Genomic DNA, 15,485 nt, shown 5'->3' with positions numbered 1-15,485 from the left:
ACGATCGGGATGTTGAAGGCGTCGCAGAAGCGCACGAAGCGCGCGGCCTTGCGCGAGGCATCGGAGTCGAGCACGCCCGCCAGCACCATCGGCTGGTTGGCCACGAAGCCCACGGTGCGCCCTTCCACGCGGCCGAAGCCAGTGATCATGTTCCGGGCGAAGGATTCCTGGATCTCGAAGAAGTCGCCCTCGTCCACGACCTTCAGGATCAGCTCCTTCATGTCGTAGGGCTTGTTCGGGTTGTCCGGGATCAGGGTGTCGAGGCTGTCGTCGGTGCGGTTGGGATCATCGAAGCTCGGGATCTCCGGCACGCCGTCCTGGTTGCTGGCGGGCAGGAAATCGATGAGGCGGCGCACCTGCAGAAGCGCCTCGACGTCGTTGTCGTAGGCGCCGTCCGCCACCGAGGACTTGGTGGTGTGCACCTTGGCGCCGCCGAGCTCCTCCGAGGTCACGGTCTCGTTGGTGACGGTCTTCACCACGTCGGGGCCGGTGACGAACATGTAGGAGCGGTCGCGCACCATGAAGATGAAGTCAGTCATGGCGGGCGAATAGACGTCGCCGCCGGCGCAGGGCCCCATGATGACCGAGATCTGCGGGATCACCCCGGAGGCGATCACGTTGCGCTTGAACACCTCGCCATAGCCACCGAGGGCCGCCACGCCTTCCTGGATGCGGGCGCCGCCCGCATCGAACAGGCCGACGATGGGCGCGCGCATCTTGAGCGCCATGTCCTGGATCTTGATGATCTTCTGGGCGTGGGCCTCCGAGAGGGACCCGCCGAACACCGTGAAGTCCTTGGCGAAGACGAAGACGGTACGCCCGTTGACGGTGCCCCAGCCGGTCACGACGCCGTCGCCGGGGATCTTCACCTTCTCCATGCCGAAATCGGTGGAGCGATGCTCGACGAACATGTCGAACTCCTCGAAGGAGCCCTTGTCGAGCAGCAGCTCGATGCGCTCGCGGGCGGTCAGCTTGCCTCGGCCGTGCTGCGCCTCGATGCGCTTTTCGCCGCCGCCCAGGCGTGCCTGCGCGCGCCGCTCCTCAAGCCGTTCAAGCATGTCTTTCATCGGAAGTCCCTGGATGCCGGGGGAAAGTTCCTCTCCGCTTAGCACAGCCATGCGGAGGTCAAAATCCCACTATCGGCTTGGGCCCGGGGTCGTTTCACAGGATTGCCCCGGAGAGCCGTCGCGCTAGGACGGCGTCGCGAGCCGGTAGACCGTGGAGGCGGCCCTGAAATCGGCCTCGCGCCGGCGGCGCCGCTCCATCGCATCGTGATCCTCGCCCCAGACGCTCTCCTGGTAGAGTTCGTCCACATGCGCGGCGGCCCAGGCCCGATCCAGGTCCAGCTGCCGCGCGGCGTGGGCGAGAGCGATCAGCACCGACCCGGAGAGCGTGGTCATCACATGCAGGGCGGCGAGCGCGAAGGGAGACCGGATCCGCTCGACGGCGCCGCGAATCGCCGCGACGGCCTCGTCCGGCTGAGCCACGTGCATGACGCCCTCGCCCAGGGTGAAGCGGGCGCCGTGGGCGTCCCGGGCCCAATCGAGAACCGGGCTCCAGGCTTCGTCCTGCGCCTTGGCGAGGCGCTCGGGCTCGCCCGCGCGGTAAAAGACAAGGTCGGACCCGGCATAGCGCACGAGATCGTCGACGACCTCCGTGTGCCGCGGCGCCACCCCGTCGATGGCCGAGTTGACGATACGGGTGATGGGCATGGTGGAAGGGTCGATCTCGTCCCCCTGCCCCTGCCATTCCGCGGCGATCGCTTCGGCCAGCGCGCGGGTCGGGACGGCCAGGGGCTGCTTGCCCGGCGTCTTGGCCGTGCGCCCATCGAGGGTCAGGTGGAACAGGTCGTCCCGCTCCTCGACGCCGGCCTCCTTGTAGAAGCGCTTCGGCAAGGTGGGTTTCATGCCGGCCTGGGCGGCCCGCATGGGGTTGGGTTCCTCGTCCGACGGGAACCAGTCGCGTGGATCAGTCATGGGCATAAGATGGGGTTCAGGCCGAAATCTGCGAGGGAGCGTCCAGGAATTCCTGGAGAGCCGTCTCGAGTTCCTGAAAGGAATGGACGATGGGTCCGGCTCCCGCCTCGGCCAGGGCGGCCACCGGCTGGAAGCCCCAGGACACGCCCACCGGCAGCACGCCGGCCGCCCGCGCCATGGCCATGTCGAAGCTCGAATCACCCACCATCACGGTCTCATGGGGTTCGGACCCCGCCTCCCGCATCGCCTGAAGGATCATGCCCGGATGAGGCTTGGAGGGCGCATCGTCGGCAGTCTGGATCACGGAGAAGACCGCGTGCCAGCCCTCTCGCTCGAGCAGATGGGCGACGCCACGCCGGGATTTTCCGGTGGCGATCCCGAGCACCGCGTCCTCGCGGCTCCGGAGCCATCTCAGGCAACGGTCGACGCCGGGGAAGAGCGGTTCCGCATGCGCCGGGTCCTGGCGCAGGGTATGGAAAGCGTCCTTGTAGGCCTCCACCAATCCTCCCACGGGCCCCTTGGATCCGACCAGGACCGTGAAGGCCTCCACCAGGGACAGCCCCACGATGGAGAGCGAGCGTTCCCGGCTCGGCGGCTCCAGCCCGAGGGCCGCGAAGGCCATGCGCTGAGCCTTGACGATGATGTCCTGGCTGTCGATCAGCGTGCCGTCGACATCGAAGAGAACGAGCTTCAAGGGTCGTGTCCGGTTCGAACTGGCGAGGAGGTCAGGTCTGCGGCTTGTCCGCGTGGCAGAAGTGCGGCGTGTTCATGTTCCAGTTGCCGCACTTGTCGCAGGCCGTGGCGAGCAGGCCGACACCGATCACGGCCGCGATACGAAGGATACGTGTCATGGAAAGCCCCCTTGTGGCCGGCACCATATTTAATAATCGGTGCCGCTGCCAGAAAGCGTTTGAGGGAACGATCCGGGAAGTCCAGAGTTTTTTCCGGTTGCCGTTCTATCTTCCGGCCTTGACCATGAGTAGCATTGGTTTCATGCGCACAATGGGCCAAGAAGAGTAGATGATAACAGTCGGGCCCATGGACCAGGACGCTCTGCTGCACAGGCTCGCTGAACTGGAGCGTGAAAACCGTGAGCTGCGGGCGCGGCTGCAGAACGACACGCCCCCGGCCCGGCATCGTGCCGAGCCGGCTCGTGGCCCTTCCGCCGGGAACAGCGACTGGCCGCTTCATGTCAGCGAACGGAAGCTCCGACAGATCGCGGATCACCTTCCGGCCCTGGTGGCCTATGTCGATTCCGATCAACGGTACCGCTTCAACAACCGGGCGTACGAGACCTGGATCGGACGCACGCCTGAGAGCCTGTACGGCCTTCACCTGTGGGAGGCCGTCGGGTTTGCGGCCTATGAACGGACCAGACCCTATATCGAGGCCGTCCTCGCCGGGGAGCGGACGGGTCACGAATGGTGGGCGCCCTTTCGCACGGGCATGCGCTACGTCAAGTCCGACTACATCCCCGACTTCGACGAGGGCGGCCGGGTCATCGGCTTCTACGTGCTCGCCGCCGATCTCTCCGAGATGAAGCGCTCGCAGGCGGCCCTGGCCGAGAGCGAGGCCCGTCTGCGTCTCGCCATCGATGCGGGGCGAATGGCCGTCTGGGAGGTGGAAAGCGCAACGGATTCGGTGACCGCGTCACCGGAGCTCAAGCGGCTGTTCGGCCTTCCGCCGGACGCGGTCCTGACGACCGAGGAACTCAGAGCGCGCTACTGCCCTGGCGAGCGCGAACGCCTGCATGCCTTCGCCCGGGAGGCGATGGCCCGTGGGGACCGGCACATGGAGACGGAACTGCGGATCATGTGGCCGGACGGTTCCCCGCACTGGCTGCTGCTCCGGGCGGAAATGCAGGATTTCAAGGACGGCATCCCGGCCAGGACCCTCGGTGTCGCGCTCGACGTGACCGAGATGAAGAAAGCCGAGGAGCACCAGCAGCTCCTCATCAACGAGCTCAATCACCGGGTGAAGAACACCCTGGCGACCGTGCAGTCCATCGCGTCGCAGAGCTTGCGCAACGCGCAGACCGCGAGCGAGGCCCGCGACGCGGTCGAGGGACGGCTGTTCGCCCTCTCCCGCGCCCATGACGTGCTGACCCGCGAGAACTGGGACGGGGCCTACCTGCGCGAGGTCGTCGGGGAAGCCATCGCGCCGTTTCAGGCCGATGGGCACGGCCGGTTCGATCTGAATGGGCAGGACGTGCGCCTGCCGCCCCGGATCGCTCTCGCGATGGCCATGGCGCTCCAGGAGCTCGGCACCAATGCGGTCAAATACGGGGCCCTGTCCAATGCGGCGGGACGCATCTCGATCAGCTGGGCGCTGAAGAAGCAGTCCGACGGGACGAGGCTGGAGCTGACCTGGAGGGAAACGGACGGTCCCCGTGTCGTCGAACCGAGCCGACGGGGTTTCGGCACGCGGCTGATCGAGCGCAGCCTTGCCCAGGAGCTTCATGGCGATGTCGCCATAACCTTCGCGCCGACGGGGGTCGTCTGCACGATCCATGCGCCGCTCCAGGAAGACGGCGCCATGAAGCAGGACGGCGCCATGAGACAGGACGCCGCCCGCGCGTCGGGATGAATGGCCAGTCAGGACGGGCGCCTGGCGCGGCCCGCTGGGTCCGCCCCGAACGATGCGCCGCTTCAGGATGGGATCGATGCTCCCGTCAGGCGGCCAGCCTCGTGTCCTGCTTGGCGACGATCTCGCGGACCTCGTCGCCTTCGATCGTCTCATGCTCCAGAAGAGCTTCGGTCAGGGCATCGAGCGCGTCGCGGTTGTCCTCGATGCAGGTCCTGGCGGCCGCGTACATCTCGTCGATGATGCGGCGGATTTCCTGCTCGACCTCACGGGGAAGGCTGTCGCCGGAGCGGGCGACGCGGACCATACCGATCGCCGGGCTCATGCCCCATTCGGTGACCATCTTGGTCACGATGTTCGTGGCGTGGGCGATGTCGCTGGCAGCTCCCGTCGTGACCTTTTTGGCTCCGAACACGACTTCCTCGGCCGCGCGGCCGCCCATGGCGACGATGAGATCCGCCTCGAGCTTCTCCACCGGAATGCAGAACCGGTCATGATCGGGAAGCCGCATCACGAGCCCGAGCGCCTGGCCGTGCGGGATGATGGTGGCGCTGTGCACCTTGTCGGAGGCCGGCAGCAGGCAGGCGCAGAGAGCATGGCCGGCTTCATGGACGGCCACCAGCCTGCGCTCCTCGTCGGAGATCACGAGGGAGCGGCGCTCGAGCCCCATGATGATCTTGTTGCGGGCCGCCTCCAGATGATCCCGCGTGACCTCCTCGACGCCTGCGCGAGCGGCGAAGATCGCGGCTTCGTTCAGGAGGTTGCCCAGGTCGGCTCCCGAGAAGCCGGGCGTTCCCTTGGCCACGGAGGCGAGGCTGACGCCGGCCGCGAGCTTGATGGTGCGGGCATGCACGCCGAGGATCGCCTCACGGCCGGAAACATCGGGCAGGCCGATATGGACCTGACGGTCGAACCGGCCGGGACGCAGGAGCGCCGGATCGAGCACGTCGACCCGGTTCGTCGCCCCGATGACGATCACGCCGGCCGTGGTGTTGAAACCGTCCATCTCCACGAGGAGCTGGTTCAGCGTCGCCTCGAACTCCCGGTCCGCCGCCGATCCGCCACCGCCGCGCTTGCGGCCGATGGCGTCGATCTCGTCGATGAAGATCAGGCAGGGGGCTTTCTTGCGGGCCTGCTCGAACAGCTTGGAGACGCGTCCCTTGGCAATCCCGATGAGGGGGGCGGAGAAGTCGCTGCCCGACACGGCCATGAACGAGACGCCGGCCTCTCCGGCCAGGGCCTTGGCGATGAGGGTCTTGCCCGTTCCAGGCGGACCGACCATCAGCAGGCCACGCGGGATGCGGGCCCCCACCTTCGTGAAAGCCTCCGAATCGCGCAGGAAGGCGATCACCTCCTGCAGCTCGGCCTTGGCCTCTTCCTGACCGGCCACGTCGTCGAAGCGATTGGGCAGGCTCCGGATCACGCGAGGCCAGCGCGAGGTCGGCTTGAAATCGGTCTGGATCGCCAGCATGGCGAGCACCGCCGCCACGAGAACCAGCGGCACCAGGATGCTGGCCAGGTGGGCCGCGTCGAAGCCGGGCTTCTTGAAATCGACCTCCGCGCCCGAAGCCGTGACCCGCTCGATGTAGTCGGCGCTCACGAGACCGTTCGGCATGCGGACGAAGACATCCCGGTCCGTCATCGCGACGGAGAGCCCGCCGCTCTCGATCAGAACCTTCTGGACCCGCTTGTTCGCGAGATCCCGGGTGAACTCTGAATAGGAGATTTCCTCCGGCGGCTCGACCAGCAGGCGAGGACCGATGAACACGGCGGCCGCAACGACCAGGGCCAGGATGGCGGCAGAAACGGCCACGCTCTTCTTGGCCAGAACCCTTCTGGCTTTTTCGATAACGTTGGTCACAGGCGGCGCCCCCATAGCGCGATAGGAAGTTTTTTGGAGGTGCCGCTGTTTAGTCTATTTTGACGCAGATCGCAGTACGGCGAATGGGCACACCCACCGAACGGGGAGGATCCGCCTCAATTCAGGAGGTCGCTGTATTCCTTGTGCCGGCGGATCCAGGCCCAGGCATAGCCGCAGAGAGGCGTGATCGTCCGGCCCTCGGAACGGGCGATTTCGGCGACCCCGCGCATCAGTTCGCCCGCGGCTCCGGTGCCCCGCAGGGGGATGGCGGCCTCCACATGGCGGATCACGAGATCGGACCCGCGCCTCTCGTAGTTGGCGAAGGCGATATGGCCGTTGCGCTCCAGCTCGAACCGACGCCGGTCGGCATTGTCGCGAACATTGCTGCTCATGCTTCAACCCATGGTGTGAACCCTGTCAGAGACCAACGTGGTCCCCCGGGTGGCGTTCCTCGGGCGGCCAAGCTAGCGCATCGGACGGACCCAGAGGGCCGCATCAGCGACCCGCTGGGTCCGCCTCATCCGATGCGCCGGTCAAGAGAGGGAGCCTCGGGTGAATCCCAAAAGTGGTGTCCACTTTTCACGTCCGAGGCTCTAGGGCTCGAAGCGGGAACAATGCCCGGCGACGGCCGGTTTCGAAGGAGGACGTTGGGGAGACGGACGGCATGCCGACGGTGTTCCTGGATTGTGACGGCGTGCTGGCCGATTTCGACAAGGGCGCGGCCCGGATCTTCGGCATGCCGCCGGGCGAGTACGAACGCCGGTTCGGACTGAGGCGCTTCTGGTCGGACCTTGCCGCGACACCGGATTTCTTCGACACCCTCGAGCCTCTTCCCGACGCCATGGAGCTGTTCGATGCGGTCCGCCACCTCGACCCGGTGATCCTGACCGGATTGCCGCGCGGGAACTGGGCCGAGCCGCAGAAGCGGCGCTGGGCCGAGCGACACTTTCCGCGAACCAAGGTGATCACCACCACGGCCGCCCTGAAGCGCGAACATTGCCATCCTGGCGACGCGCTGGTCGACGACCGGGAGAAGTACCGTCATCTCTGGGAAGGAGCAGGCGGCCTCTTCATCCACCATCGGAATGCGGCGGCCTCGATCAGGCTGCTGCGGGAGCACGGCTTCCTCTGAGCGCTCAGGCCGAGGCCATCTTCCCCTCGAGGCCGGCCTTCACCGCCGGCCACTCCTCCTGGAGGATGCTGTAGACCGCGGTATCGCGGATATGGCCGTCGGGCATGATCATGTGCCGCCGCAGGATCCCGTCGAGCTTGGCGCCGAGGCGCTCGATGGCGGCGCGGGACTGGTCGTTGCGGGCATGGGTGCGGATCTCGACCGCAAGACAGCCCAGCACCTCGAACGCGTGCCGCAGCATGAGGAACTTCGCATGGGTGTTGACGAAGGTCCGCTGCCAGGACCTGGCGATCCAGGTGGTTCCGATCTCGACCCGGTGGTTGACGGCATCGATGTTCATGTAGCGTGTCGAGCCGACAACCCGGCCGCTATCGTTCACCACCGTGGCGAACGGCAGGGCAAGGCCGGCCGCCTGAAGCTCCAGGGCCTTCTGCACATAGGCCTCGAAGCCCTCGGGCCGGGGCACGGTCGTGGTCTTCTTGTCCCAGAGTTCGCCGTCGGCGGCGGCCACGCCCAGAGCGGGCACGTCGGCGAGGCTCAAAGGGCGCAAGGTCAAACGGTCGGTGGAAAGGGTGACAGGCTCGATGTGCAGCATGGGGAAAGCGCCTTTGCGGTGTCCCGCTTTGTCCCCGATTCAGCGGCCGCTCGCAATGGTCAAGGCGCCATCAGGAGGCCTCTCCGCCTCCCGATGCGCTCATCCAGGGTTCGATCCCGCTCAGCTCAGCAGGTAGACGAGGCCCGGCAGGCTGACTGCGAGAGCGGCCAGAAGCCAGGCGCCGGCTGCGGATTCCCAAGCGACATTGCCCGTGGCGTTGCGAAGCCGCTGAGCGCAGGTCCCGGCCTCGATCGCATGGCCGCTCAGGCAGGAGCAAAGGGCGTAGTGAGCCTGGCCATCCGACAGGGCGAAGTAGCGCATGGCGTCACCGAGCCGGTCGCTCGACAATCCGTCCGCGCGCAGCACGGGGTCCTCATAGGCCACCGAGAGCGGCGAGTTGTCCTCGCGGAGCAGCGCGCGCTCCGCCGGCGGCTTGTACTCGATTTCGCCAAGGGAGCTGAGGCGGCGCTTGGGATCCGCTTCAAGCAGATCGATCCACCGCTGGAGTCGTTCCTCGCGGGACAACGGTCTCGGCTGAACGTCGGCTACGCTACGGAGCTGATCAAGAGGCTTGTGTTCCATCGATCTCCTCCCTGCCCATCACTCAGACAGCCGAAAGGCTGACGAGACGCTCGATGCTGCGCGTCATGCGCGGCGAAAGTGCGACAGGGAGGGAGAGCGAAGGAGGTATGGAGGCTACTCTTCAGGCGCCTCGACGATGGGGTCGTAACGGCTCGTGTCGAGCCCGAGCAGGTTGAAGCTCTGCTGCATGTGCGGGGGCAGCGGCGCCGTCACGTCGATGGGCTTTCCGGTCCGCGGATGCGCGATGACGATGCGGCGCGCCAGGAGATGCAGCTTGTTCTGGATGCCGCCGGGAAGCTCCCAGTTCTCGATGTCGAAATATTTCGGGTCGCCGACGATCGGGTGCCCGATATGGGCCGTGTGGGCGCGCAGCTGGTGCGTGCGGCCCGTGACCGGCTTCAGCGACAGCCAGGCGAGCTTCTGCGCGGCCGTATCGACCACGGCGTAATAGGTCAGCGCATGGCTTGCACCCTCGTCCCCGTGCCGGGCGACGCGCATGCGGGAATCGCCCTCGTCGCCTTCCTTGGCGAGATAGGTCGAGACCCGCCCCTGGCGCACCCGGGGCACTCCGGCCACGAGCGCCCAATAGATCTTGCGGGTGGTGCGGGCACGGAAGGACTTCGCCATGGTGGACGCGGCAAAGCGCGTCTTGGCGATGACGAGGCAGCCGGCCGTGTCCTTGTCGAGACGATGCACCAGCCGCGGCTTCTGCCCGTCCTCGTCGGTCAGAGCGTCGAGCATCCCGTCCACATGCCGCTTGGTGCCCGAGCCGCCCTGGACCGCGAGCCCCATGGGCTTGTTGATGATGAGAACGTCCTTGTCCTCGTAGAGCGTGATCGACTTCAGGAAGTCGCGGTCGTCCTGGTCCTTGGCCGCGCTCCGGGAGACCGGCCGCGGCTGATCGAGCTTCAGGGGCGGCACGCGGACCTTCTGGCCGGCCACCAGACGCTCGTTCGGCTGCGCGCGCTTGCCGTCGATGCGCAGCTCCCCTTTCCGGACGATACGCTGGATATGAGTGAAGGCGAGCTGCGGGAACCGGGCGACCAGGAAACGGTCGACGCGCATGTCGGCCTCGTCCGGCTCGACCACGAGTGTCTGAACGCCGGTCGCCAGCACCTCCTGGGCGGCCGCCTTGGCCTGAGCCCGGGTCGGCCCGCGGGGAGCTTCCGTCGCACCGGGCGCCATCGGCTTGGAACGTGCGGCCGGATTCTCGCGCTGGGCCGATGGCGCGCGCGTCTTGGCAGGCGCCGATTTCGCCGTGCGCTGCTTCGCCGGAGCCGCCTTGCGGGCGGGCTTGTCCTCGCGCGAGCGAAAACCCTGCCGGGCACCCGAGCGCCCGCCGCGGGCGCCATTCTGTCCTGAACCGCTTTTTCTCATGGATCTGTGGGTACCAGAGCGCCGCGCGGGCGGCAATCGAGGTTTAGGCGGAGACCGCCCGGATCAACCCGAGACCGACGGCCAATCCTGCGATGGAGAGAATGACCGACGCGATGACATAGGTTGCCGCAATCCCGGCCTGCCCCCTTTCCCAGATCAGCACCGCATCGAGGGAAAAAGCCGAGAAGGTGGTGAAGCCGCCAAGGATCCCGGTGGTCAGGAACAAGCGGAGCGGCTGGCTCCAGTTCTCGCCGGCCTTGAAGGCGAGCCATCCGGCGAGGAGCCCCATGATGAAGGAACCGACGACGTTGACCGTGAGCGTCCCCCAGGGAAATGCCGTGCCGCAGTAGCGCGCGCACCCCAGGTTGACACCATGCCGGAGCGCGCCGCCGATCCCGGCACCGAGGAAGACGAGGAAGTAGGCCTTCATCAGCTATTCGCCATTCCCGCCGCGCCGCTCCTTCCGCAGCCTCTCCCACCACTCCAGCCGCTTCCGGATCTCCCGCTCGAAGCCGCGGTCCACCGGGTCGTAGAATTCCTGCCGCCCCAGCTTCTCGGGCCAGTAATCCTGGCCGGAGAAGGCATCCGGCTCGTCGTGATCGTAGGCGTAGCTCTCGCCGTAGCCGATCTGCTTCATGAGCTTGGTCGGAGCATTCAGAATGGTCTTGGGCGGCATGAGGGAGCCGTGCTCCTTCGCCACCCGGGTGGCGGCCTTGTAGGCGGTATAGAGCGCGTTCGATTTCGGCGCAGTGGCGAGATAGACGGCCGCCTGCGCGAGCGCCAGTTCCCCCTCCGGGGAGCCGAGGAAATCGAAGGCATCCTTGGCCGCGTTGGCGATGACCAGCGCCTGCGGATCGGCCATGCCGATATCCTCCACGGCGGCCCGCACCAGCCGGCGCGCGATAAAGAGCCGGTCCTCGCCTGCGTCGAGCATCCGGGTCAGGTAGTAGAGCGCCGCATCGGGATCCGAGCCGCGGATGGTTTTGTGCAGGGCCGAGATGAGGTTGTAATGGCCCTCCTGGCCCTTGTCGTAGATCGGGGCGCGGCGCTGGATGATCTCCTGCAGCTGCTCCGCGTCGAAGACCTCGCCGGGCTTCGCCGAGCGCCAGACCTCCTCGGCGAGCGTCAGGACAGCCCGCCCGTCCCCGTCCGCCATCCGCACGAGGGACGCCCTCGCCTCGGCGTCGAGCGGCAGGCCTTTCCCCGTCACCTCCTCGGCCCGGGCCAGAATCTGCCCGATGGCCGTTTCGTCGAGAGACCTGAAGAGAAGCACGCGGGCGCGGGAGAGCAGCGCCGCATTCAGCTCGAAGGACGGGTTCTCGGTGGTCGCCCCCACGAGCGTGATGGTGCCGTCTTCCATCACCGGCAGGAAGGCGTCGAGCTGGGCCCGGTTGAAGCGGTGGATCTCATCGACGAAGAGCAGCGTGCCCTTTCCGGTGGAGCGGCGATGGCGCGCCGCCTCGAAGACCTTCTTGAGGTCCGCCACGCCGGAAAAGATCGCCGAGATCTGCTCGAAATGGAGATCCGTCTCGTGGGCGAGCAGCCGCGCCACGGTGGTCTTGCCGGTACCGGGCGGCCCCCAGAAGATGAGGGATCCCAGCGTCCTGGACGCGATGAGCCGGGTCAGGATGCCGTCGGGTCCGACCAGGTGATCCTGGCCCACCACCTCGGACAGCGTGGTCGGACGCATCCGGTCCGCCAGGGGACGGGGCGCATTCCGGTCCAGGCCGGCAGATGAGAACAGATCGCTCATGATGATGCAGAGCTCAAGCGGGCGTAGACGTCGGGGTCCAGCCGCACCATGAGTCTTTCAGGATTTTCCGGGGTTTGGAAGCCGAACGGCTCATAAAGCCTGTGGGCATCCCGCGTCACGAGCATCCAGCGCCGGAGAAGCTGCAGCTCGGGATGATCCATGATCGCCCGGATCAGGGCCTTGCCGGCGCCCTGCCCTCGGACAGAGGCGCAGACATAGACGTCGCAGAGATAGGCGAACGTGGCGCGATCGGTCACGACCCTGGCGAAGCCCCGGAGATCGCCTGCGGCGACATGGAGGCCGAAGCACAAGGAATTCTCGACGGACCGCTCGAAAATGTCCCGCGGCAATCCCTTCGCCCAGTAGCTCTCGGCCGATATCCAGCGATAGGCGGTCTCGACGTCCTGCCGCGTGAGGTCGTTCGAGATGGTCCAGGCGCTCACCGGCCGAGCACCGTCGTGAAGACGCGCCCGCCCCGGTTGACGGTGATCTCCCAATAACCGCCATTGCGATTGATCAGGCGGTCGGCATCCTTCGTCGAGGCAAGGCGTTCGCCGTTGATGGCGACGATCTGGTCACCCTTCTCGAAGCCCACGCCGGCCGCGACGCTGCGATCCTCAAGATCCGCCACGACCACGCCATCGTCGGCGATCTCGATCTGAAGCTCGTCCGCGACGGCCGGCGACATGTTCACGAGGGTCGCGCCGGCGAACGGCGTGCGGGCCTTCCCGCGCACCGGTTCCCTGGGCGGGTTTTCGGGCGGCGGCATCAGCCTGACCTGGACGGTCGTCTGCTTGCCGCCCCGCAGAACGGTCAGCGGGGCCTGGCCCTGGGTGCCCTTGAGGGTGAAGCGGTAGCCGAAGGAATCCGGGTTGTCGACCGGCTGCCCGTCGACCAGCAGGATCGCGTCGCCGCGCTTGAGACCGGCCTCGGCGGCGGGTCCCTTGTCGTAGACGGCGGTCACCAGGACGCCTGTCGGGCGCTCGAGGCCCAGGCCATTGGCAATGTCGCCGTCCACCGGCTGGAGCCGCGCGCCGAGCCAAGGCCGCACCACGTTCTTCGCGCCGCCCTTGGCGGAGTTCAGCACCACCCGGACCATGCTCGACGGCACGGCGAAGCCGATGCCGATGCTGCCGCCCGACCGGGAATAGATCGCCGTGTTGATGCCGACGACCCGGCCGTTCATGTCGATGAGAGCGCCGCCCGAATTGCCCGGGTTGATGGCGGCATCCGTCTGGATGAAGAACTGGTAGTCGGAGATGCCGACCTGCGTGCGCGCCAGCGCCGACACGATCCCCTGCGTCACCGTTTGGCCGACACCGAAGGGGTTGCCGATGGCCAGCACGAGATCGCCGACCTGAAGGGCCTCGGAATCGCCGAGCTCGATGGCCTGAAGGTTCGTGGCGTCCTTGAGCTTGAGCACGGCGATGTCGGTGCGCGGATCGCGCAGCAGGATGTCGGCGGCGAATTCCCGCCGGTCCGCGAGGGCGACCTTCACCTCGTTCATGTTCTCGATCACATGGTTGTTGGTGATCACGAGCCCGGACGGATCGACGATGACCCCGGAGCCGAGGGAACTCTGGGACCGGCCACGCGGAACCCCCGGGGCGTTGTCGCCGAAGAAGCGGCGGAAGTAGTCCTCCATGGCGGCGTTCTGCCGGCGCTCCGAGCGGCTGGCATAGACGTTCACGACGGACCCGGCCGTCTGCCGCACGACGGGCGCGAAGGAGAGCTGGACCTGAGCCTTGCTCTCGGGAGCCACCCGCTGCGTCTGAGCCTTCGCTCCCGCGACCCCGAGCGCGAGCAGAAGAGCGGTCAGTGACAGGCGAAAAGGCGAAGAGCGCATAGCGGGCGAATCCTTTGGTCGGCGGGGTCATTCGATAGAGCGCGGAGCCTGAAATACCAAGTTCCGCAACGTCAGGTCGACCGTTTCAAACAAAAAGGGCGGCCCGAAGACCGCCCTTGATGAAATCTCCGGAGCCGAGGCTTACTCGGCTGCCTCGACGAGCTCGTCCTTCTGGGTCGGGCCCGAATCCTGGCCGCGCGCATCCACGTCGCGGTCCACGAACTCGATCACGGCCAGCGGAGCATTGTCGCCGTAGCGGAAGCCCGCCTTCAGGACGCGGGTGTAGCCGCCGTTGCGATCCTGGTAGCGCTTCCCCAGCACGTCGAACAGCTTCTTCACCATGGCCTCATCGCGCAGCTTGGACTGGGCGAGGCGGCGGGCGTGAAGGTCGCCGCGCTTCCCGAGGGTGATGAGCTTCTCGACGACGGGACGCAGGTCCTTCGCCTTCGGCAGGGTCGTGACGATCTGCTCGTGCTTGATCAGCGCAGCCGCCATATTGGCGAACATGGCCTTGCGGTGCTCGGTCGTACGGTTGAAGCGACGACCACGAAATCCGTGACGCATTGGCTTTCTCCTTGATGTTCCGGCCGCCGTGCCAAGGGACGGACCGTCTCTCTTGATTCACCACCCTTCGGGTGGGGCAGATGAGGGAGCCGCCGCCTGTCGGCGGCGGCTCCCCCGAACCTAGTAGTGCTCTTCGAAGCGCTTCGCGAGGTCTTCGATGTTCTCCGGCGGCCAGCCCGGCACGTCCATGCCGAGGTGCAGGCCCATGCCGGCCAGAACTTCCTTGATCTCGTTGAGCGACTTGCGGCCGAAGTTCGGGGTACGGAGCATCTCCGCCTCGGACTTCTGGATCAGGTCGCCGATATAGACGATGTTGTCGTTCTTCAGGCAGTTCGCCGAACGGACCGACAGCTCGAGCTCGTCCACCTTCTTGAGGAGAGCCGGGTTGAACGGCAGCTGCGGCGCAGCGGCGGCGGCCTCTTCCTTGCGCGGCTCCTCGAAGTTGACGAAGACCTGGAGCTGGTCCTGCAGGATGCGGGCGGCATAGGCCACGGCATCCTCAGGGGTCACGGCGCCGTTCGTCTCGACCGTCATGATCAGCTTGTCGTAGTCGAGAATCTGGCCCTCACGGGTGTTCTCGATGCGATAGGAGACCTTCTTCACCGGGCTGTAGAGCGAGTCGACCGGGATGAGGCCGATCGGGGCGTCCTCGTTGCGGTTGCGCTCGGCCGGGACATAGCCCTTGCCGGTATCGACCGTGAACTCCATGCGGATCTCGGCGCCCTCGTCGAGCGTGCAGAGCACGAGCTCGGGATTCAGGATCTGCACGTCGCCGATGGTGTTGATGTCGCCGGCGGTGACGGCGCCAGGACCGGTCTTGCGGAGCGTCATGCGCTTCGCGCCCTCGCCCTGCATCTTGATGGCGATCGTCTTCACGTTGAGGACGATGTCGGTCACGTCCTCACGGACGCCCGGGATGGACGAGAACTCGTGCAGCACGCCGTCGATATGGATCGCCGTCACGGCCGCGCCCTGGAGCGACGACAGGAGGACCCGGCGCAGGGAGTTGCCGAGCGTCGTGCCGAAGCCGCGCTCGAGCGGCTCGGCCACGACCGTCGCAATGCGCTTCGGATCGTCACCGGGGGCGACTTCAAGCTTGTTCGGCTTAATCAGCTCTTGCCAGTTCTTTTGGATCACAACCACACCTCATGAGGTACGGCTTGAAGGGAGGCGTGCGGCCAGCCCTTTAAACCGGAACGCGCGTGGGCTTTGGACC

The 15,485-nt window shown here is 66.6% G+C and carries 17 protein-coding genes; 2 read left to right on the top strand and 15 right to left on the bottom strand.

The features are described 5' to 3' along the window. From OCW50_RS30140 to OCW50_RS30125, 4 genes are all read right to left on the bottom strand, one after another. Nucleotides 1-1,067 (bottom strand): acyl-CoA carboxylase subunit beta (locus tag OCW50_RS30140; protein WP_262300123.1); only part of this gene is annotated, 1,067 nt, incomplete at its 3' end. Nucleotides 1,068-1,190: 123 nt separating this feature from the next. Then, nucleotides 1,191-1,982, bottom strand: coding sequence for an ATP12 family chaperone protein (locus OCW50_RS30135; RefSeq protein WP_373371536.1), 792 nt, complete (start codon nucleotides 1,980-1,982; stop codon nucleotides 1,191-1,193). Nucleotides 1,983-1,992: 10 nt separating this feature from the next. Beyond that, the gene (locus OCW50_RS30130; RefSeq protein WP_262300121.1) at nucleotides 1,993-2,670 is read right to left on the bottom strand and encodes an HAD-IA family hydrolase; all 678 of its coding nucleotides are present in this window, start codon (nucleotides 2,668-2,670) and stop codon (nucleotides 1,993-1,995) included. Between the two features lie 31 nt (nucleotides 2,671-2,701). Beyond that, complete coding sequence (locus tag OCW50_RS30125; RefSeq protein ID WP_262300120.1) at nucleotides 2,702-2,827, bottom strand: hypothetical protein; 126 nt, start codon at nucleotides 2,825-2,827, stop codon at nucleotides 2,702-2,704. A gap of 169 nt (nucleotides 2,828-2,996) precedes the next feature. On the opposite strand from OCW50_RS30125, the gene OCW50_RS30120 reads away from it, so the two are divergent. Beyond that, complete coding sequence (locus tag OCW50_RS30120; protein ID WP_262300119.1) at nucleotides 2,997-4,562, top strand: sensor histidine kinase; 1,566 nt, start codon at nucleotides 2,997-2,999, stop codon at nucleotides 4,560-4,562. An 85-nt stretch (nucleotides 4,563-4,647) separates the two neighbouring features. On the opposite strand, the gene ftsH is transcribed toward OCW50_RS30120, so the two are convergent. Continuing rightward, on the bottom strand, nucleotides 4,648-6,420 hold the full coding sequence (ftsH, locus tag OCW50_RS30115) for an ATP-dependent zinc metalloprotease FtsH (RefSeq protein WP_262300118.1): 1,773 nt from the start codon (nucleotides 6,418-6,420) through the stop codon (nucleotides 4,648-4,650). A 116-nt stretch (nucleotides 6,421-6,536) separates the two neighbouring features. Beyond that, a complete protein-coding gene (locus tag OCW50_RS30110; protein WP_262300117.1) occupies nucleotides 6,537-6,812 on the bottom strand; it encodes a GNAT family N-acetyltransferase in 276 nt (91 codons plus the stop codon). A gap of 272 nt (nucleotides 6,813-7,084) precedes the next feature. Between OCW50_RS30110 and OCW50_RS30105 the strand changes: the two genes are divergently transcribed. Next, entirely contained in the window at nucleotides 7,085-7,552 is a 468-nt protein-coding gene (locus OCW50_RS30105) for a 5' nucleotidase, NT5C type (RefSeq protein ID WP_262273019.1), read from the top strand. Nucleotides 7,553-7,556: 4 nt separating this feature from the next. Here OCW50_RS30105 and OCW50_RS30100 read toward each other — a convergent pair whose 3' ends face one another. The 9 genes from OCW50_RS30100 to OCW50_RS30060 form a co-directional block, all read right to left on the bottom strand. Next, nucleotides 7,557-8,147, bottom strand: a complete 591-nt coding sequence (locus tag OCW50_RS30100; RefSeq protein ID WP_262300116.1) for a GNAT family N-acetyltransferase — start codon at nucleotides 8,145-8,147, stop codon at nucleotides 7,557-7,559. 120 nt (nucleotides 8,148-8,267) lie between these two features. Then, nucleotides 8,268-8,729 (bottom strand): hypothetical protein, encoded by a 462-nt coding sequence (locus tag OCW50_RS30095; RefSeq protein ID WP_262273017.1) that lies wholly within the window; start codon nucleotides 8,727-8,729, stop codon nucleotides 8,268-8,270. Between the two features lie 114 nt (nucleotides 8,730-8,843). Beyond that, entirely contained in the window at nucleotides 8,844-10,106 is a 1,263-nt protein-coding gene (locus OCW50_RS30090; protein WP_262273016.1) for an RluA family pseudouridine synthase, read from the bottom strand. A gap of 43 nt (nucleotides 10,107-10,149) precedes the next feature. Then, a complete protein-coding gene (crcB, locus tag OCW50_RS30085; RefSeq protein WP_262273015.1) occupies nucleotides 10,150-10,536 on the bottom strand; it encodes a fluoride efflux transporter CrcB in 387 nt (128 codons plus the stop codon). A gap of 3 nt (nucleotides 10,537-10,539) precedes the next feature. After that, on the bottom strand, nucleotides 10,540-11,859 hold the full coding sequence (locus OCW50_RS30080; RefSeq protein ID WP_262300115.1) for a replication-associated recombination protein A: 1,320 nt from the start codon (nucleotides 11,857-11,859) through the stop codon (nucleotides 10,540-10,542). Continuing rightward, complete coding sequence (locus tag OCW50_RS30075) at nucleotides 11,856-12,302, bottom strand: GNAT family N-acetyltransferase (protein WP_262300114.1); 447 nt, start codon at nucleotides 12,300-12,302, stop codon at nucleotides 11,856-11,858. Before OCW50_RS30075 ends, OCW50_RS30080 begins: the two co-directional genes overlap by 4 nt. Next, nucleotides 12,299-13,705: a Do family serine endopeptidase gene (locus OCW50_RS30070; RefSeq protein ID WP_262300113.1), complete on the bottom strand. Its 1,407-nt coding sequence runs from the start codon at nucleotides 13,703-13,705 to the stop codon at nucleotides 12,299-12,301. The genes OCW50_RS30075 and OCW50_RS30070 overlap by 4 nt, the downstream gene beginning before the upstream one ends. Nucleotides 13,706-13,846: 141 nt before the next feature. After that, nucleotides 13,847-14,269, bottom strand: a complete 423-nt coding sequence (gene rplQ, locus OCW50_RS30065) for a 50S ribosomal protein L17 (protein WP_262300112.1) — start codon at nucleotides 14,267-14,269, stop codon at nucleotides 13,847-13,849. 120 nt (nucleotides 14,270-14,389) lie between these two features. Continuing rightward, nucleotides 14,390-15,412: a DNA-directed RNA polymerase subunit alpha gene (locus OCW50_RS30060; protein ID WP_262273010.1), complete on the bottom strand. Its 1,023-nt coding sequence runs from the start codon at nucleotides 15,410-15,412 to the stop codon at nucleotides 14,390-14,392. Nucleotides 15,413-15,485 lie beyond the last annotated feature (73 nt).

The sequence above is a fragment of the Microvirga sesbaniae genome, from assembly GCF_025460805.1.
Lineage (GTDB): Bacteria > Pseudomonadota > Alphaproteobacteria > Rhizobiales > Beijerinckiaceae > Microvirga > Microvirga sesbaniae.
Note: the sequence above shows the minus strand (reverse complement) of the source record. Positions and strands in the feature narration are given on the sequence as shown.

Coding starts and splice junctions, on each gene's coding strand:
- OCW50_RS30080 (WP_262300115.1), bottom strand. CDS start 11,859: ATGAGCGATCTGTTCTCATCTGCCGGCCTGGACCGGAATGCGCCCCGT.
- OCW50_RS30090 (WP_262273016.1), bottom strand. CDS start 10,106: ATGAGAAAAAGCGGTTCAGGACAGAATGGCGCCCGCGGCGGGCGCTCG.
- OCW50_RS30120 (WP_262300119.1), top strand. CDS start 2,997: ATGATAACAGTCGGGCCCATGGACCAGGACGCTCTGCTGCACAGGCTC.
- OCW50_RS30105 (WP_262273019.1), top strand. CDS start 7,085: ATGCCGACGGTGTTCCTGGATTGTGACGGCGTGCTGGCCGATTTCGAC.
- OCW50_RS30100 (WP_262300116.1), bottom strand. CDS start 8,147: ATGCTGCACATCGAGCCTGTCACCCTTTCCACCGACCGTTTGACCTTG.
- OCW50_RS30095 (WP_262273017.1), bottom strand. CDS start 8,729: ATGGAACACAAGCCTCTTGATCAGCTCCGTAGCGTAGCCGACGTTCAG.
- OCW50_RS30070 (WP_262300113.1), bottom strand. CDS start 13,705: ATGCGCTCTTCGCCTTTTCGCCTGTCACTGACCGCTCTTCTGCTCGCG.
- rplQ (WP_262300112.1), bottom strand. CDS start 14,269: ATGCGTCACGGATTTCGTGGTCGTCGCTTCAACCGTACGACCGAGCAC.
- OCW50_RS30125 (WP_262300120.1), bottom strand. CDS start 2,827: ATGACACGTATCCTTCGTATCGCGGCCGTGATCGGTGTCGGCCTGCTC.
- OCW50_RS30110 (WP_262300117.1), bottom strand. CDS start 6,812: ATGAGCAGCAATGTTCGCGACAATGCCGACCGGCGTCGGTTCGAGCTG.
- crcB (WP_262273015.1), bottom strand. CDS start 10,536: ATGAAGGCCTACTTCCTCGTCTTCCTCGGTGCCGGGATCGGCGGCGCG.
- OCW50_RS30135 (WP_373371536.1), bottom strand. CDS start 1,982: ATGCCCATGACTGATCCACGCGACTGGTTCCCGTCGGACGAGGAACCC.